Raw genomic sequence first — 16,377 nt, 5'->3', positions numbered from 1 at the left:
GTGTGGATGCCGACCTCAGCCGCCGAGCACGGCGCCGAGTTCGGTCGCGAGAGCCAGGGCGCGCGGGTCGGCGCCGCCCGGCCACGGGCCGCGCGCGATCGTCCACGCGAAGGCGACGCCGGTGTCGGGGTCGACGCACGCGAGTGCGCCCATGGCGCCGTCGTGCCCGAAAGCGCGCGGACCGCCGAAGGCGAGCGACGGTGTCGGCTTCTGGAACACGATGGAGTGCGAGCGGTGCGGCTGCCCGAGCACCTCGTCGTAGCCGCGCACCTGCTGCTGGCCGATGGTCGCGACGGTGTCGGCATCGAGCACCGGTGCGGCGTCGCCGATGCCGGTGACCATCGTCGCGAACAGCGTCGCGAGACCGCGGGCCGTGCCCGTGCCCGATCCCGCGGGGTGGCCGAATCGCCAGGAGCGCTCGTCGTTGGCGAGGTCGACCGGTGCGCCCGGCGTCGCGAAGACGGCCGGGCCCAGGAGCGAGCCGAAGATCTCGGCGGTGTCGTTGGCCGGGCGGATCATCGGCAGCGTCGGCGCTTTGCGGTGGTCGTGCTCGGGCGGCAGGCCCAGGTGGAAGTCGATGCCGTGCGGCGCGCGCACGTCCTGCTCGTACACCTCGTGCAGCGTGCGGCCGGTCGCGCGGAAGATGAGCTCCGAGGCCAGATTGCCGATCGTGATCGCGTGGTAGCCGAAGGCGCTGCCCGGGTGCCAGAACGGCGTGCTGGCGGCGAGCCGGGCGGCGCCGGCGTGGTGGTCGAGCAGCTCGTCCCAGGTGAGCGCCGGCGTCGCCTGCGGCAGTCCCGCCTGGTGCGAGAGCAGCTGCCGGACGGTGACTCGCGCCTTGCCCTTCTCCGCGAACTCGGGCCAGTAGTGCGCGACGGTCTGGTCGAGGTCGAGCTCGCCTCGCTGCACGAGCAGGCCCACCGTGAGGCCGATCGTGTTCTTGGTGACCGAATACGGCACCATGACGGAGTCCTCCGCCAGGTGAGGCCCGCCCCACACGTCGAGCACGAGAGCGCCCTCGTGATAGGCGGCCGCCTGGAACGAGAGGTCGGGATCGGCGGCGAGGTAGCCGTCGAGGCGCGCGGCGATCTCGTCGAGGCGCGCGTCGACGCGGCCCTGCAAGCGGGTGCCGGGAGTCGTCAGCATCAGCCGACCAGCGCCGGCTCGACGGCCCACTCCGCCGACAGCGGCAGGTCGGTCGACGACGATCCGACACGGAGGTCGAAGGTGCCCGCCTCCCGCTGCCACCCGCCCTCGTAGTGGGCGAAGCGTCGATCGGGAAGCTCGATGCGGGCGGTGACGGTCTCGCCGGCGGCGGCACGGACCACGGCGGAGCCGACCAGCCAGCGCACCGGACGCTCGACGGCTGAGCCTGCCCGCTCGGCGTAGACCTGCACGACCTGCTTGCCGGAGCGCTCGCCGGTGTTGGTCACGGTGACCTCCAGCACGTCGCCGTCGCGCTGGGCGAGGCCCCACGACCACGTCGTGTAGCCCAGGCCGTGCCCGAACGGGAACGCCGGCTCGGCACCGGCGCGCAGCCACGCCCGGTAGCCGATGTGCAGCCCCTCGGTGTAGCGCAGCACGCCGTCGGTCGGGATCACCTCGGTCACCGGCACATCCGCGAGAGCGGCGGGCCAGGTGGTGGGCAGACGTCCGCCGGGCTCGGCGGCGCCGGTGAGCACGTCGGCGAGGGCGGCGCCGAACTCCTGGCCGCCGAAGTAGCCCTGCACGACCGCGGCGACCTCGTCGGCCCACGGCAGCACGACGGGTGAGCCCGCGTTGACGACGACGACGGTGCGGGGGTTCGCGGCGACGACGGCGCGCACGAGGGCGTCCTGGTCGCCCGGCAGGTCCAGGCTCTCGCGGTCGTAGCCCTCGGACTCGACCTTGGCGTTGGTGCCGACGACGACGATGGCGACGTCGGCCGAGGTCGCGGCATCCACGGCTCGGGCGATCAGCTCCGACGACGCGGTGCGCTCCGGGGCGATGCCGAGCGTGGCGCTCATCGCGCCGTCGAGCGCGCCGCGGGCTTCGCGGGTGAACTCCACGCGCACGGCGACGGGCACGCCCGCCTCGACCGCGACCGGTGCGGTGATCGACGGCGGGTTGAGGAAAGCCGCGCCGAGATCCGTGCCGATGATGACCGGGCTGTCGTCGAGCACGAGCGTGCCGTCGACGAACAGTCGGCCGGGGTTGGCGCCGGCGAAGCCGAGCTCGATCTCGCCCGACTCCGCCGGTGTGTAGGTGGTCTCGAAGACGAGGGTGCGGGTCTGCGCGATGGGGGCGTCGCCGCCGAACCACACGAGCGCGGTGGCGCGGCGGTCTTCGGCGAACAGCTCGGTGCCGGCGGCATCCACGAAGCTGACGCGCATGCCCGGCTCGCCGGTCACGGGGTTGGTGAGCTGCGCGAGCGGGATCTCGGCCACGCCCTCCTGCACGACCGCGCCGAGCTCGTAGCGCACGTCGGCTGCGGGCAGGGCGGCGCGGATGCCGTCGAGCGGCGTGACCACGTGCTCGGGGAGCACCGTGGCACTGCCGCCGCCCTGCGTGCGCGCGTCACGGGCGTTCTGACCGATCACCGCGACCGAGCGCAGCGCGTCGGCGTCGAGAGGCAGGATGCCGTCGTTGGCGAGCAGCACCGTGCCCTCGATCGCCGCCTCGCGAGCGAACGCGACGCCGTCGACGGGCGCCGGCTCGACCCCGGCCGCACCCTCGAGCGCGCCGACGCGCTCGGCGAGCAGCAGCAGACGCAGCACCTTGCGGTCGATGTCGGCCTCGTCGACGCGTCCGTCGCGGACGGCCTCGACCAGGTCCGCCCACGCGGGGGCGGGGCCGGGCATCGCGAGATCCTGCGCGGCCGGGATCGAGCCCAGCGAGCGGACCGCGGTCCAGTCGCTGATCACCACGCCGTCGAATCCCCACTCGGAGTTCAGCGGTGTCTCGAGGAGATCGTTCTCGGTCATCGTGACGCCGTCGACGGCGTTGTAGGCGCTCATGAGCGTCCAGGCGCCGGCATCCACCGCGCGCTCGAAGGGCGCGAGGTAGAGCTCGCGCAGCGGACGCTCGTGCACCTGCACGTCGACGGTGAACCGGTCGGTCTCGGAGTCGTTGGCGACGTAGTGCTTGGGACAGGCGGCGACGCCGTTGTCCTGCAGCCCCCGCACGTAGGCGGCGGCGAGGTCGGCGGTGAGCTCCGGATCCTCGCTGAAGCACTCGAAATGCCGGCCGCCGAGGGGCGAGCGGTGCAGGTTGATGGTCGGGCCGAGCACGACGTCGACGCCCTTGCGGCGGGCCTCGGCGGCGGCGGCGGCGCCGTACCGGTAGGCGAGGTCGGCATCCCAGGAGGCGGCGAGAGCGGAGCCGGAGGGCAGGTTCAGCGACGGATCGCGCTCATCCCAGCGCGGGCCGCGCACGCCGGCGGGGCCGTCGGAGAGCGTCATCGCCCGCACCCCCGCCTCGGGCAGCGGCACGGTCGTCCAGAAATCGGCGCCCTGCACGAAGGCGGCCTTCTGCTCCAGCGAGAGCTTCTCGAGCAGGGGACGGAGGTGGTCGACGGACTCGGTCATGAGGGGCGTCCAATCTGTGGAGCGGGGCTTTTCGGGAAGGCAGGGGAGGAGACGGCGGGGACGCATGCGGCGCCCCCACCGGGATGGCTCCTCGGTCAGACGGAGGCTGTGGATGCCGCGGCGGTCGCCTCGGCGGCGAGCATCGCCCGCCGCGCGATGCGGCGCTCCTCCTGCTTGTCGGGATCGGGCACGGGCGCCGCCATGAAGAGGCGCTGCGTGTAGGGGTGCTCGGGCGCCGACGTGACCCGGTCGCCGTCGCCGGACTCCACGATCTCGCCCCGGTACATCACGGCCACGCGGTGGCTGATGTGGCGGACGACGGCGAGGTCGTGGGTGACGAACAGGTACGCGACGCCGGTGCGCTCCTGGATCTCGATGAACAGGTCGAGCACGCGGGCCTGCGTCGACAGGTCCAGGGCCGACACCGGCTCGTCGCAGACGATCAGGCGCGGGCTCAGCGCGAGGGCGCGGGCGATCGCGACGCGCTGGCGCTGCCCGCCGGAGAACTCGCGGGGAAGGCGGCTGCGCGCGTCGACGGGGAGCCCCACCTGATCGAGCAGCTCCTTCACCCGCGCCTTGGCCTCGGCCGACGGGACGCCGGCGACGGTCAGCGGCTCGATGAGGATCTGCTCGACCGTCATCGACGGGTTCAGCGACGAGTAGGGATCCTGGAAGACCACCTGGATCTCCGAGCTGAGCGCCCGGCGCTCGCGGCGGTGCAGGTGGGAGATGTCGTTCCCGTCGTAGTGGATCGAGCCCTCGGTGACGGGGGCCAGGCCCAGCGCGGCGCGTCCGAGCGTGGTCTTGCCCGAGCCCGACTCGCCGACCAGTCCCACGGTCTCACCGGGGAGGATGTCGAGCGAGACGCCCTTCAGGGCGCGGAACGGCTTGGCCCGCAGACCCTTTCCGGGGTACTCGACGACGAGATCCTTGATGTCCAGCAGCGGCGCGCTCATGCGAGTGCTCCCTTCGTGACCAGCGGTCCGCGGGCGGGACCCTCGTCGAGGATCGCGTCCAGCAGCGTCTGCGTGTAGGGGTGCTGCGCCTGATTGAAGATGGCGCGCACCGGGCCCTGCTCGACGAACAGGCCGTTCTGCATGACCGTGACCCGGTCGCACAGGTCGGCGACGACGCCGAAGTTGTGCGTGACCAGCAGCATCGCCATGTGACGCTCGTTCTGCAGGTCCCGCAAGAGCTCCAGCACCTCGGCCTGCACCGTCACGTCGAGAGCGGTGGTCGGCTCGTCGGCGATGATGAGGTCGGGGTCGGTCGAGACGGCTCCCGCGATGAGCACGCGCTGGGCCATGCCGCCGGAGACCTCGAACGGGTAGGCGTCGAACGTGCGCTTCGGGTTCGGGATGCCGACCCGGTCGAGCAGGTGGAGTGCACGATCCGTGGCGTCCTTCTTGGACAGCCCCAGGTTCTTGCGCAGCGGCTGCACCAGCTGGCTGCCGATCGTGAACGACGGGTCGAGGTTCGACATCGGCTCCTGCGGGATGTAGCCGATGCGCTTGCCGCGCACGCCGGCGTAGTCCTTCTCGGACCCGTCGGCCAGCTGCGTGCCCTCGTAGAGGATCGACCCCGCGGTGACGTGGCCGCCCCGGGGGAGAAGGCCGAGCACCGCGAACGCCGTCTGGGTCTTCCCGGAGCCGGATTCGCCGATCAGCCCGTGCACCTCGCCCTTGCGGATGTCGAGGCTCACGCCGTGGACGACCTCGATGTGCGATCCGTCGGGCTGGTCGTAGCCGACGCGCAGGTCGGTGATCTCGAGCACCTTCTCGCTGATCTTGCTGCGGTCGTCTTCGCGGTGCACGATCACACCCGCGTCGTCGAAGACCGGCGGCTCGTCGAGGTCATCGACGTGGTCCTTGCCGCTCATCGACACCGAGGTGGTGACGGCGGCGATGGAGCCGGTGGCGGTCGTGACGGCGCGCCGACGCTTGCGGCGGACGGTCACGGTGCGCTCGAGCTCGTCGCGCATGACGTTGGCGAGCAGCGTCAGCGCCATGCACGTGAGGCCGAGGGCGAGGGCCGGCCACAGCATCAGGATCGGCTCCTTGAAGATGTTCTTGAAGCCGTCGTTGAGCATGGAGCCCCACGTCGGCACCCCGATGTCGCCGAGGCCGAGGAACTCCAGCCCCGACTGGATCGCGAGCGCGATGCCCGCGATGATCGCGCCCTGGATGATGATGGGCGCCCGCACCACCGACAGCACGTGGCGGCCGATGATGCGCCCGTCGCTCAGACCCGACACCCGCGCGGCATCCACGTACAGCTCGGAGCGGACGGCCGTCACCGAAGCGAACACGAGCCGGTAGAAGGCGGGTGCCAGCAGGAGCCCGAAGATGAGCATCGAGATCCACACCGACGGTCCGAGCACGGAGCGCGCCGCCAGCAGGATCACGATCCCCGGCAGGGCCATCGTGAGCTCGGTGACCCAGGTCGCGGCCGAGTTGAACCACCCCTGGTAGTAGCCGGCGATGAGGCCGCTGATCACGCCGAGCACGAGCGAGACGACGATCGCGACCATCGCCGCGGCGATGGTGGTCTGCGTCGCGTAGAGCAGTCGCGACAGCACGTCGCGGCCGCTGCCGTCGGTGCCGAGCAGGTGCTCGGCGCTCGGCGCGGCGAGCACGTTGCGGATATCGGCGAAGTTGGGGTCCTGCGGGGCGATGAACGGTCCGATGATGGCGATCAGCACCACGAAGGCGAGGAAGAGGAGGGATGCCACGCCCAGCGGGCGACGCATCAGGCGTCGCCACAGCGACACGCGGACGGGCGCCGTCGGGACGGCGGGAGGGACGTCGATGGCGGTCATGAGAGTCGCACCTTCGGGTTGAGCGCCGCCTGGGCGAGGTCGATGAGGAGGTTGACGATGACCACGATGATCGCGTAGACGACCACGAGGCCCATCATCACCGGGATGTCGCCGAGCGTTCCGGCGCGCACCGTGAGCTGGCCCATACCGGGGATGGCGAAGACCTGCTCGACGATGACGGCGCCGCCGAGGAGCCCGATGAACTGCACGGCGAGCACCGCGAGGGCGGGGCCGCCGGCGTTGCGCAGCACGTGCTGGTAGACGACCGTGTTCGAGCCGAGGCCGCGGGAACGCAGCGTGCGCACGTAGTCGCGCGACATCGCGTCGATGACCGAACCGCGCACCTGCTGGGCCACCACCGCGATCGCGCCGATCGAGAGGGCGATGATCGGCAGGGTGACCGACGAGAGCCAGCCCGTGAACGACGTCGAGATCGGGATGTACCCGGTGGCCTTGAACCAGCCGAGGTTGACCGCGAACACGAGCACGAGCACGAGGGCGATGAGGAAGCCGGGGATCGCGAAGCCGATCAGCGAGAAGATCTGCACACCGCCGTCGACGGCGCCGCCGCGGCGTGCCGCCCAGACGCCGAGCACGACCGCGAGGATCGCCGACACGACCGTCGTGCCGATCACGAGCGACAGGGTGACCGCGACGCGGCCGCTGACGCTCACGGTGACGAGTTCGCCCGTGAACCAGCTGCGGCCGAGGTCGCCGGTGAGGGCGGAGGTGAGCCAGTCCCAGTACTGCACGAAGAAGGGCCGGTTGAGTCCGAGCTCTTCGGTGCGCCGGGCGACGGTCTCCGCGGTCGCGTTCTCTCCGAGGATGCGGCGGGCGATGTCGCCGCCACCGAGGTAGAGGAGCGCGAAGGTGATGAGGGAGATCACGAAGAGCAGCACGACGCCGGAGATCAAGCGCCGGAAGATGAAGGAGAGCATGAGTGGTTCCCGTCTGGTGCGGGCCGCCCGCGCTGCGGGTGCAGAGCGGGCGGCCCGAGCGGATCAGTTCTTCGGCGAGAAGGCGAAGATCGACGGGTAGGCGTTGACCGACCACATCTCCAGGTCGGTGTTCGCGTCGACCGCGTAGGTGCCCTGCACGCGGAAGAACGGAGCGAACCAGGCCTGGTCGACCATGTAGGCGTTGAGATCCTTGGTCGCCTGCTCGGCTTCCTCGGGCGTGCCCAGCTGGATCGTCGAGATGTACTCGTCCACCTGCGGGTCCTGCGAGTGGAACGGGTTGAACGTCGCCTCGGGCGAGATCATGAAGTTGATCAGCTGCCAGTCGGGGTTCTGCTCCAGCGCCATCCAGGTGGCGGGGTACTTCGGTGCCAGCATGTCGGTGATGAAGTTCCCCGCTCCGGGGTCGGTGTAGTTCACGGTGATGCCGATGTCGGCCAGCTGCTGGGCGACGAGGTCGAACGTGGTCTGGAACGCGGGCGTCGACATCATGTCGAGCTCGAAACCGTCCGGGTAGCCGGCATCGGCCAGCAGCTCCATGGCGGCCTCGGGGTCGTACCCGTAGGTGCTGTCGAGGGCGTCGTCGTAGCCGACCGAGCTCTCGGGGAACACCTGCTCCGTGACGGTGCCGTAGCCGGACTGCAGCGCCTGCAGCAGCGCCTCGCGATCGAAGGCCATGTTGATCGCCTGGCGAACGCGGACGTCGCCGAGCTCGGGCGCCATCGTGCCGTCGCGGTCGAACAGCAGCAGGCCCTGGAAGTCGAGCTCGTTGGCCTCTATGACCCAGCCCGATCCCTCGATCTCGGGGATCTGGTCGTTGAGGGTGATCTTGGCGCCGTTCGCCTCGCCGGCCTTGATGGCGTTAAGGGTGGCCGTCGGGTCTTCGATGACGTTGATCGTCAGGTTGTCGTACTTCACCGCGTCGGGGTTCCAGTAGTCGGGGTTGGCCGTGTACACGTACGTCGTGCCGGTGACGGAGGCGTCCGTGTCGAGAACGTACGGGCCCGAGCCGATCGGGTTGGTCGCCGAGTTCGGGTCGTCGAAGGTCGACGGCGCCTGGATGAGGCCGGCCGCCTTCGAGAGCACGCTCAGCAGCGACGGGTCGGGAGCCTCCATCGCGATCTCGACCGTGGTGGCGTCGACCGCGGTGAACTCCTTGCCGGCGAGGTTCGACGCCTGCGGCGACGTGCCGTCGCGGAAGCGCTCCAGGCTCGCGACCACGGCGTCGGCATCCAGCGTCTCGCCGTCGGTGAAGGTGACATCGTCGCGGAGGGTGAGGGTGAGGACCGTGTTGTCCTCGTTGAACTCCCACTCGGTCGCCAGCCACGGCTCGATCTCGCCCGTGGCGCTGCTCATCAGCAGCGTGTCGAACACCGCCTGGAAGTAGGGGCTGCGGTTGCCCCACTCCGCGCCGGCGCCGACGTCGTAGCTGGTCGGGCCGATGATCGCGGTCAGTGTGAGTCGGTCTGCGCGGCCGGAGGCGTTCTCGCCATCGGTGTCACCGCTGCCACCGGCGCACCCGGTGAGGGCGAGCGCCGCGATGGCCGTGAGGGCTGCTGTGGCCTTCCATCGGAACATCCTTGGTCCCTTTCGGTCTGGGCGGTCCCCCTGCGGATCGCCTCTGTGGCACGAAAGTAACAGCAATACCGAGTGAGCGCTAGGTTTTTACAATAAAAAACTAGCGATCGCTTGGATTTCGTTATAGAACAGACGTGAAAGGCGGTTGCGGAGGTGCCGATGGCGACACCGCGTGCCGGTTACGGTGGGACGATGACAGAGCTGACAGCGGCTTCAGCCCCGCCGCGGGTGCGCAAGCCTCGCGGCTCGTATGCGAAGACGGCCGAGAAGCGTCTGGCGATCCTGGATGCCGCGCTCGAGGTGTTCTCGCAGGGGTACCACGGCGGTTCGCTGCGCGACATCGCCGCACGGGTGGGCATGAGCGAGGCGGGACTGCTCCACCACTTCAAGAGCAAGAGCGCGCTGCTCATGGCGGTGCTCGACCACCGCGACGAGCACTCCCGCTCGATCGTCGACCTCGAGAGCGAGGACGGCGCCGACGCCCTGCGCGGACTCGTCGCGCTCGCCCGCTACAACCAGTCCGTCCCCGGGGTCGTCGAGCTGTTCTGCGTGCTCTCGGCGGAGGCCACCGCCCCCGATCATCCCGCCCACGACTACTTCACGCGCCGCTACGTCGACGTGCGCACGAGCATCCGCGGCTCGTTCGAGCGCGTCGCCGCCGCCGGTCGCCTGCGCGGCGACGTGGATCCGGATCGGGCCGCCGTCGCGACGATCGCGATGATGGACGGACTGCAGGTGCAGTGGCTGCTCAATCCCGATGCCATCGACATGGCCGATGCGCTGGCCGATTTCCTGCGCGCGCTCGTGCTCGGCTTCGACATGACCTCGCTCGAGGAAGCGCTCGACGCGGCGATCGTGCTCCCGCGCGACTGAGCTGCCGCTCAGCCCGCGCGACGCGCGGCGAGTGCGGCGCGCTCGGGCTCCGGGAGGCTGATCGGCGTGGTCCCGGCCACCTCGTCGCTGAATTCCTCCGGCACGGGCTGCACGATCGACAGCGGGCGGGTCTCGGCGAGGGTGAGGCGGAAGCGCTTCTGCTCGTGGCGCTGCAGGCGGCCCGACATGATCAGCCATGTCGCGCCGATCCCGAAGGCGACCACCGCGGCGGCCGCGCCGAGCAGGATCGCCGCGCGCGGGCCGAACTCGGCGGCGACCCATCCCACGATCGGCGCGCCGACGGGTGTGCCGCCGAGCAGGATCGCCATGTAGAGGGCGAGCACCCGGCCGCGCAGGGCGGGGTCGGTCGTCGTCTGCACGTAGCCGTTGGCGGTGGTCAGCATCGTGACGACCGAGAAGCCCGTGAGCATGAGCGTGACCGCGTAGAGCCAGTACGAGGGCATCAGCGTCGACAGGCCGGCGGCGGCGGCGAACAGCAGGATGCCGCCGATCACCACCCGGATCCGGGCGCGGTCGCGCCGAGCCGCGAGCAGCGCTCCGGCGAGCGAGCCGATCGCGAGGATCGAACTCAGCAGACCGAACCCGTCGGCGTCGTGCCCGAACTCGATCGCCATGGTGGATGCGACGATCGGGAAGTTCATGCCGAACGCGCCGACGATGAACACCATCGCGAACACCACCATGAGGTCGGGCCGACGCGCGACATACCGGAAGCCGTCCGCCAGGCGCGCCGAGCCCGGCGCCTTCACCCGAGGGATCAGCTCGTGGGTGCGGATGAGCATCAGCGCGACGAGCATCGCGATGAACGTCACCGCGTTGATGACGAACACCCAGCCCGTTCCGACCGCGACGATGACGACGCCGCCGACCGCCGGGCCGATCATGCGCGCGCCGTTGAACGACGCGGCGTTGAGGGCGACGGCGTTGGAGGCGTTCTCCTTCGCGACCAGGTCCGAGACGAACGCCTGTCGGGTGGGGTTGTCGAACGCGGCGACGACGCCGAGGGCGAGAGCGAAGCCGTACATGATCGGCAGGGTCATCGCGCCCGCGAAGATCAGTGCGCCGATCGCGATGCCGAGGAGCATCAGCGCCCCCTGCGTCACCAGGAGCAGGCGCCGGCGGTCGAAGCGGTCGGCGACCCACCCGGTCACCCCGACCAGCAGCAGCGGGGGTGCGAACTGGAGGGCCATCGTGACCCCCATCGCGCCGGCGTCGTTGTCGGTCAGCTCGGTGAGCACCACCCAGCTGATCGCGGTGGCCTGCATCCAGGCGCCGATGTTCGACACGAGCGCGCCGATGAACCACACGCGGTAGTTGAACACGGAGAACGAACGGAACATGGGGGTCATCGGGCCACCATCCGCTCCATGATCTCGGCGGCGGCGGCGAGGGTCGCGCGCTCATCAGCGGTGAGCTCCTCGAGGGCTGCCTCCACCCACGCGTCGCGGCGACGGGCCGTCTCGTCGACGACCGAGCGACCGGTCTCGGTCAGGTCGACGACGACCTTGCGGCCGTCGGTCTCGTCGGCCCCGCGGGTGACGTACCCCGACTCCTGCAGGCAGTTGATCGTGCGGGTCATGGCCGGGGCGGACACGCGCTCGCGGTCGGCGAGGTCGCTGAGGGTATGCGGGCCGTGCACGAAGAGCGCCGCGAGCACGGCGAACTGGCCGTCGCTCATCGAGTCGATGGCGCGCTGCGTGCGCATGCGGCGGGCGAGCCGGAAGGTGGAGATGCGCAGCTGTGAGGCGGCGGTGGAGAGCGTGGGCGCGGGCGTTCCGTGGGGCATCAGAATAGTTAACCTAGTTCATTACCCTGGTTAAGTAAATTCCGATGCCTAGACTGGCCGCCATGCCCGAGTTCACCGATGCACACGGCATCGCGATCGTCTACGACGTCCACCCCGCCCGGACCACGGCGCGCGCGGTCGTCCAGCTGCTCCACGGGGTCGGCGAGCACGCCGGGAGATACACCGCACTGGTCGATGCGCTGACGGCCGCCGGCTACATCGTGTACGCCGACGATCATCGCGGGCACGGGCGCACCGGCATGCGCCAGCACGGGGGAGACGCGTCCCAGCTCGGGCGTCTGGGGCCCGGCGGACTGCGCGCCGCCCGCGATGCGGTCGCCCGGCTCACCGACCTCATCCGCGCCGAGAACCCCGACCTGCCGCTCGTGCTCCTCGGCCACTCGTGGGGATCGTTCCTCGCGCAGATGCTGGTGGATCGGCATCCCGACGCCTATGACGCGCTGGTGCTCAGCGGCTCGTCGCTGCGGTGGCCGGGATCGCTGAACTCCGGAGACCTGAATGCACCGTGGAAGGGGGCCGGCGCCAACGGCGTGGAGTGGCTGTCGACCGATGTGACGGTGCAGCAGGGGTTCCTCGACGACCCGCTGGTCACGACGACGCCGCTTCCCCAGCTGTTCGGCCCGCTCGACACGCTCCGCCTCATCGGCAAGCCCCGGCGCGACCTCGCGCGAGACATCCCGACCCTCCTCATGGTGGGCCGCGACGACACGGTGGGCGGTCCGCGCAGCGTCCACCGCCTCGCCGAGGCCTACCGCACCCGGTCGGGATTCACCGACGTGACCACCCTCGTGTACCCGGACGCGCGCCACGAGATCTTCAACGAGGTCATGCAGGAGGACGTGCGCGGCGATCTCCTCGCGTGGCTGGACCGGCGGTTCCCGGCGCGCGACTGAGCGGCGCGCGCCCGCGCGGCCCCGCGCGATCTAGAGTCGAAGTCATGCACGGCGAGTACAAGGTTCCCGGCGGCAAGCTCGTCGTCGTCGATCTCGAAGAGCGCGACGGCCGCATCGCCGACTTCCACCTCGCGGGCGACTTCTTCCTGGAGCCCGACGAAGCCCTCCTCGACATCGACGCGGCCGTGAACGGCCTGCCGATCGAGTCGGACGTGGCCGCCATCGCGGCCGCCGTGCGCGGCGCGCTGCCGGAGGGCGCGCAGCTGCTCGGCTTCACGCCCGAATCGGTGGGCACCGCGGTGCGCCGCGCCCTGGTCACCGCGCCGGGCTGGCGCGACTTCGACTGGGAGATCGTGCACGAGAAGCCGGTTTCGCCGCGCATGAACCTCGCCCTCGACGAGGTGCTCACGGGGCGCGTCGGCGACGGGCGCCGCCGGCCCACCCTGCGCCTGTGGGAATGGAACGAGTCCGCGGTCGTGATCGGCTCGTTCCAGTCGTACCGCAACGAGGTCGACCCCGAGGGCGCGGCCCGGCACGGCTTCGATGTGGTGCGCCGGATCTCGGGCGGCGGCGCGATGATGATGGGCGCGAACTCGATCGTCACCTACTCGCTGTACGTGCCGGCATCCCTCGTCGCCGGGATGACCTTCGCCGACTCGTACGCGTTCCTCGACGACTGGGTGCTGCACGCGCTGCGCTCGCTCGGCATCGAGGCGACCTACCAGCCGCTCAACGACATCGCCGGCGCCCAGGGCAAGATCGGCGGCGCCGCCCAGAAGCGCCTCGCCAACGGCGGCGTGCTGCACCACGCCACCCTGTCGTACGACATGGACGGCCAGATGATGACGGAGGTGCTGCGCATCGGCCGCGAGAAGCTGAGTGACAAGGGCACGACCTCCGCGGCCAAGCGCGTCGATCCGCTGCGGCGCCAGACGGGGCTCCCGCGCGAGGCCATCATCGAGCGCTTCAAGGAGACGTTCGCGAACCTCTACGGCGCCGTCCCCGGGACGATCTCCGACGACGAGTACGCCGAGGCCGAAGCCCTCGTCGAGGCGAAGTTCGCCACCGACGCGTGGCTGCACCGGGTGCCGTGACCGACGCGACACCGGGCGCCGTCGATATCCACCACGGCGACAACCTCGCGGTCGCGCAGGGGCTGCCCGCGGCATCCTTCACGCTCGTCTACCTCGACCCGCCGTTCAACACCGGCCGCGCGCGGGAGCGGAGCCTCGAGACGGCCCGTGCGACGACGGTCGCAGGCAGAACTCCGGAAGAATTCGCCGCCGAGCCCGATCCCGAGCCCGATACCGGCGATTCCGGCGCGGATCTCCGGAGTTCTGCAGGCGCGGCCGCCCCGCCCGCCCCGCCCGCCCCGGCCGCCCCGGCCGTCGTGCGCCGGGGGTTCCACGGCCGGGAGTACGAGCGCCTGCGGGGCGACCTCACCTCGTACGACGACCGCTTCGAGGACTACTGGGGCTTCCTCGAGCCGCGCCTCGCCGAAGCCTGGCGGCTCCTGGCCGACGACGGCACACTCTACCTCCACCTCGACTACCGCGAAGCGCACTACGCCAAGGTGCTGATGGACGCCCTGTTCGGCCGCGAGCGCTTCCTCAACGAGCTCATCTGGGCCTATGACTTCGGCGGCAAGACCCGGCGGCGCTGGCCCACTAAGCACGACACGATCCTCGTGTACGTGAAGGATCCGTCGCGCTACTGGTTCGACTCCGAGGCCGTCGACCGCGAGCCGTACATGGCGCCGGGGCTGGTGACCCCCGAGAAGGCGGAGCGCGGCAAGCTCCCCACCGACGTGTGGTGGCACACGATCGTTCCGACCACCGGCCGCGAGAAGACCGGCTACCCGACCCAGAAGCCCGAGGGCGTGCTGCGGCGCATCGTGCAGGCCTCCAGCCGCCCGGGCGACCGGGTGCTCGACCTGTTCGCCGGCAGCGGCACCACCGGCGCGGTCGCCTCCGCCCTCGGCCGCGATGCGGTGCTGGTCGACGCGAACCCCGCCGCGATCGAGATCATGCGCCGCCGCATGCCGCACGCGCGGGTGCTGACGCCCGCCGCCGGCTGAGCCCCCGGAGCCTACGGGCGCAGAGCCCGCCACGCGGCGAGGTCGTGCACGGCGATGCCGCAGAACTCGGGATGCCGCGCCAAGGTCGCCGCCACGACGGCCGTGTGCCGTGCCAGCGCGTCGGCGCCGTCGTCGGCGAACGTCGTGCCCGGCTCGAGGGCGGGCACCGCATCCACGCCGATCCGGAAGGAGCGGGCGCGCGTCTCGGCGATCTCCACCGCCGCTGCGGCCTCGGCGAGGATCGCCGCAGCCGTGTCGCGGTACGCCATGATCGTGATCGCATCGGCGGCGCGCACGAGGGCCACGAACGCCTCCGGATGCGTGCGCGCCAGCCATCCGGGCAGGTCGATCTCGATCGGCACGCGCCCCGCGGAATCCGCCACGGCCCGCACGGTGCGCACGAGCCGGTCGAGGAGGGGGTCCGCGTCGGCGGGCCAGTCCGGCAGAGCCCAGGGCTCGATGTCGAGATGGATGCCGGTGAACAGCCCGCCGCGCAGGGCCCGCTCCGTCCAGGTGACGGCGGAGGCGGCATCCATCGTCCATTCCGGCGTGCCGCCGAGCGCCGACGCGGCGATTCCGCGTGCGGCGAGCGCCCGCACGTGGGCGGCGGTGCCACGGGTGGGCCCGTTCCACGGCACGCTGACCGAGACCTCGCGCACCGTGTGGCGCGCCGCGAAGGCCGCCAGTTCGTCCGGCCGCGCGGGAGCGGAGGCCTCGGCCCACAGCCACGCCGCCCGGGCGAACCAGATGTTCATCCCGCCCAGGTTAGCCAGAGGAATAGGCTGAACCGCATGCGATTCGGAACCTTCATCCCGCAGGGCTGGCGACACGACCTCGTGGGCATCGAGCCCGCCGACCAATGGCGCGTCATGGCGTCGCTCGCGCAGTCCGCCGACCGCGGCCCGTGGGAGTCGCTGTGGGTCTACGACCACTTCCACACCGTGCCGGTGGTGAGCCAGGAGGCGACCCACGAGGCGTGGACGCTCATGGCCGCGTTCGCCGCCGCGACCGACCGCATCCGGCTCGGTCAGATGTGCACGTGCATGGGCTACCGCAACCCCGCCTACCTGGCGAAGGTCGCCGCGACGATCGATGTGATCTCGGGCGGACGCGTCGAGATGGGCATCGGCGGCGGGTGGTACGAGCACGAGTGGCGCGCGTACGGCTACGGCTTCCCGTCCATCGGCGAGCGGCTCGGCATGCTCGACGAGGGCGTGCAGATCATGAAGGAGGCCTGGGCCACCGGCTCGGCGACCTTCGCGGGGAAGCACTACACCGTCGACGGCGCCATCGTGCAGCCGCAGCCGCTGCAGGAGGGCGGCATCCCCGTGTGGATCGCCGGCGGCGGCGAGAAGGTCACCCTGCGCATCGCGGCGCAGTACGGCGACTACGTCAACTGGAGTTCGAACCCCGACGAGTTCTCGCGCAAGCGCGAGATCTTCGAGGGACACTGCGCGACGCTCGGCCGGGATGCGGACGAGATCGTGCGCTCGGCGAACTTCAACACCGTGGTCGGCGAGACCGACGGCGAGGTCGAGGAGCGCCTCGACCGGATGGAGGCGCGCATCGAGCCCTTCCTCGGGGCCAAGACGGCCGACTACATGCGCGAGTACCGATCGCGCACGGCCCTCGTGGGCACGATCGAGGAGGTCTCCGAGCGCCTCGATGCGATGCGCGCACGGGGGCTGGATTACGCGATCCACTACTTCCCCGAGCACGCGTTCGACCGCTCCGGCGTCGACCTCTTCGAGCGCGACGTCATCCCCGCGATGAGCTGACCTGTTCGCG

The 16,377-nt window shown here is 70.9% G+C and carries 14 protein-coding genes; 5 read left to right on the top strand and 9 right to left on the bottom strand.

The genetic code is table 11. The features are described 5' to 3' along the window. Nucleotides 1-15: 15 nt before the first annotated feature. The 6 genes from HQM25_RS15530 to HQM25_RS15505 all read right to left on the bottom strand — a co-directional run bounded on the left by HQM25_RS15530 (nucleotide 16) and on the right by HQM25_RS15505 (nucleotide 8,918). The gene (locus HQM25_RS15530; RefSeq protein WP_172991045.1) at nucleotides 16-1,146 is read right to left on the bottom strand and encodes a serine hydrolase domain-containing protein; all 1,131 of its coding nucleotides are present in this window, start codon (nucleotides 1,144-1,146) and stop codon (nucleotides 16-18) included. Next, entirely contained in the window at nucleotides 1,146-3,566 is a 2,421-nt protein-coding gene (locus HQM25_RS15525; RefSeq protein WP_172991044.1) for a beta-glucosidase, read from the bottom strand. The genes HQM25_RS15530 and HQM25_RS15525 overlap by 1 nt, the downstream gene beginning before the upstream one ends. 95 nt (nucleotides 3,567-3,661) lie before the next feature. Next, nucleotides 3,662-4,522: an ATP-binding cassette domain-containing protein gene (locus HQM25_RS15520; RefSeq protein WP_172991043.1), complete on the bottom strand. Its 861-nt coding sequence runs from the start codon at nucleotides 4,520-4,522 to the stop codon at nucleotides 3,662-3,664. Further along, on the bottom strand, nucleotides 4,519-6,384 hold the full coding sequence (locus tag HQM25_RS15515; protein ID WP_172991042.1) for a dipeptide/oligopeptide/nickel ABC transporter permease/ATP-binding protein: 1,866 nt from the start codon (nucleotides 6,382-6,384) through the stop codon (nucleotides 4,519-4,521). Before HQM25_RS15515 ends, HQM25_RS15520 begins: the two co-directional genes overlap by 4 nt. Beyond that, nucleotides 6,381-7,322, bottom strand: a complete 942-nt coding sequence (locus HQM25_RS15510; protein WP_172991041.1) for an ABC transporter permease — start codon at nucleotides 7,320-7,322, stop codon at nucleotides 6,381-6,383. The genes HQM25_RS15515 and HQM25_RS15510 overlap by 4 nt, the downstream gene beginning before the upstream one ends. A 63-nt stretch (nucleotides 7,323-7,385) precedes the next feature. Then, nucleotides 7,386-8,918, bottom strand: coding sequence for an ABC transporter substrate-binding protein (locus HQM25_RS15505; RefSeq protein ID WP_172991040.1), 1,533 nt, complete (start codon nucleotides 8,916-8,918; stop codon nucleotides 7,386-7,388). Nucleotides 8,919-9,110: 192 nt separating this feature from the next. Between HQM25_RS15505 and HQM25_RS15500 the strand changes: the two genes are divergently transcribed. Continuing rightward, nucleotides 9,111-9,791, top strand: coding sequence for a TetR/AcrR family transcriptional regulator (locus tag HQM25_RS15500; protein ID WP_172991039.1), 681 nt, complete (start codon nucleotides 9,111-9,113; stop codon nucleotides 9,789-9,791). 8 nt (nucleotides 9,792-9,799) lie between these two features. Here the strand turns inward: HQM25_RS15500 and HQM25_RS15495 are convergent, their stop codons facing one another. Both HQM25_RS15495 and HQM25_RS15490 read right to left on the bottom strand, forming a co-directional pair. Further along, the gene (locus HQM25_RS15495; protein ID WP_172991713.1) at nucleotides 9,800-11,152 is read right to left on the bottom strand and encodes an MFS transporter; all 1,353 of its coding nucleotides are present in this window, start codon (nucleotides 11,150-11,152) and stop codon (nucleotides 9,800-9,802) included. A 5-nt stretch (nucleotides 11,153-11,157) separates the two neighbouring features. Continuing rightward, entirely contained in the window at nucleotides 11,158-11,598 is a 441-nt protein-coding gene (locus tag HQM25_RS15490) for a MarR family winged helix-turn-helix transcriptional regulator (protein WP_172991038.1), read from the bottom strand. Between the two features lie 62 nt (nucleotides 11,599-11,660). Here HQM25_RS15490 and HQM25_RS15485 point away from each other — a divergent pair, with 62 nt between their 5' ends. Genes HQM25_RS15485 through HQM25_RS15475 form a run of 3 tightly spaced genes read left to right on the top strand, consistent with a single transcriptional unit; the run spans nucleotide 11,661 to nucleotide 14,589 of the window. Beyond that, nucleotides 11,661-12,512 (top strand): alpha/beta hydrolase, encoded by an 852-nt coding sequence (locus tag HQM25_RS15485; protein WP_172991037.1) that lies wholly within the window; start codon nucleotides 11,661-11,663, stop codon nucleotides 12,510-12,512. Between the two features lie 44 nt (nucleotides 12,513-12,556). Then, nucleotides 12,557-13,606 carry a lipoate--protein ligase family protein gene (locus HQM25_RS15480; protein WP_172991036.1) on the top strand — a complete coding sequence of 350 codons (1,050 nt, stop codon included), beginning with the start codon at nucleotides 12,557-12,559 and terminating at the stop codon, nucleotides 13,604-13,606. Then, nucleotides 13,585-14,589 carry a DNA-methyltransferase gene (locus HQM25_RS15475; protein WP_254359400.1) on the top strand — a complete coding sequence of 335 codons (1,005 nt, stop codon included), beginning with the start codon at nucleotides 13,585-13,587 and terminating at the stop codon, nucleotides 14,587-14,589. The genes HQM25_RS15480 and HQM25_RS15475 overlap by 22 nt, the downstream gene beginning before the upstream one ends. An 11-nt stretch (nucleotides 14,590-14,600) precedes the next feature. Here HQM25_RS15475 and HQM25_RS15470 read toward each other — a convergent pair whose 3' ends face one another. Beyond that, entirely contained in the window at nucleotides 14,601-15,344 is a 744-nt protein-coding gene (locus HQM25_RS15470) for a hypothetical protein (protein WP_172991035.1), read from the bottom strand. Between the two features lie 36 nt (nucleotides 15,345-15,380). On the opposite strand from HQM25_RS15470, the gene HQM25_RS15465 reads away from it, so the two are divergent. Then, nucleotides 15,381-16,367, top strand: coding sequence for an LLM class F420-dependent oxidoreductase (locus tag HQM25_RS15465; RefSeq protein ID WP_172991034.1), 987 nt, complete (start codon nucleotides 15,381-15,383; stop codon nucleotides 16,365-16,367). Nucleotides 16,368-16,377: the final 10 nt, after the last annotated feature.

The sequence above is a fragment of the Microbacterium hominis genome, from assembly GCF_013282805.1.
Taxonomy (GTDB): Bacteria; Actinomycetota; Actinomycetes; order Actinomycetales; family Microbacteriaceae; genus Microbacterium; species Microbacterium hominis_B.
Note: the sequence above shows the minus strand (reverse complement) of the source record. Positions and strands in the feature narration are given on the sequence as shown.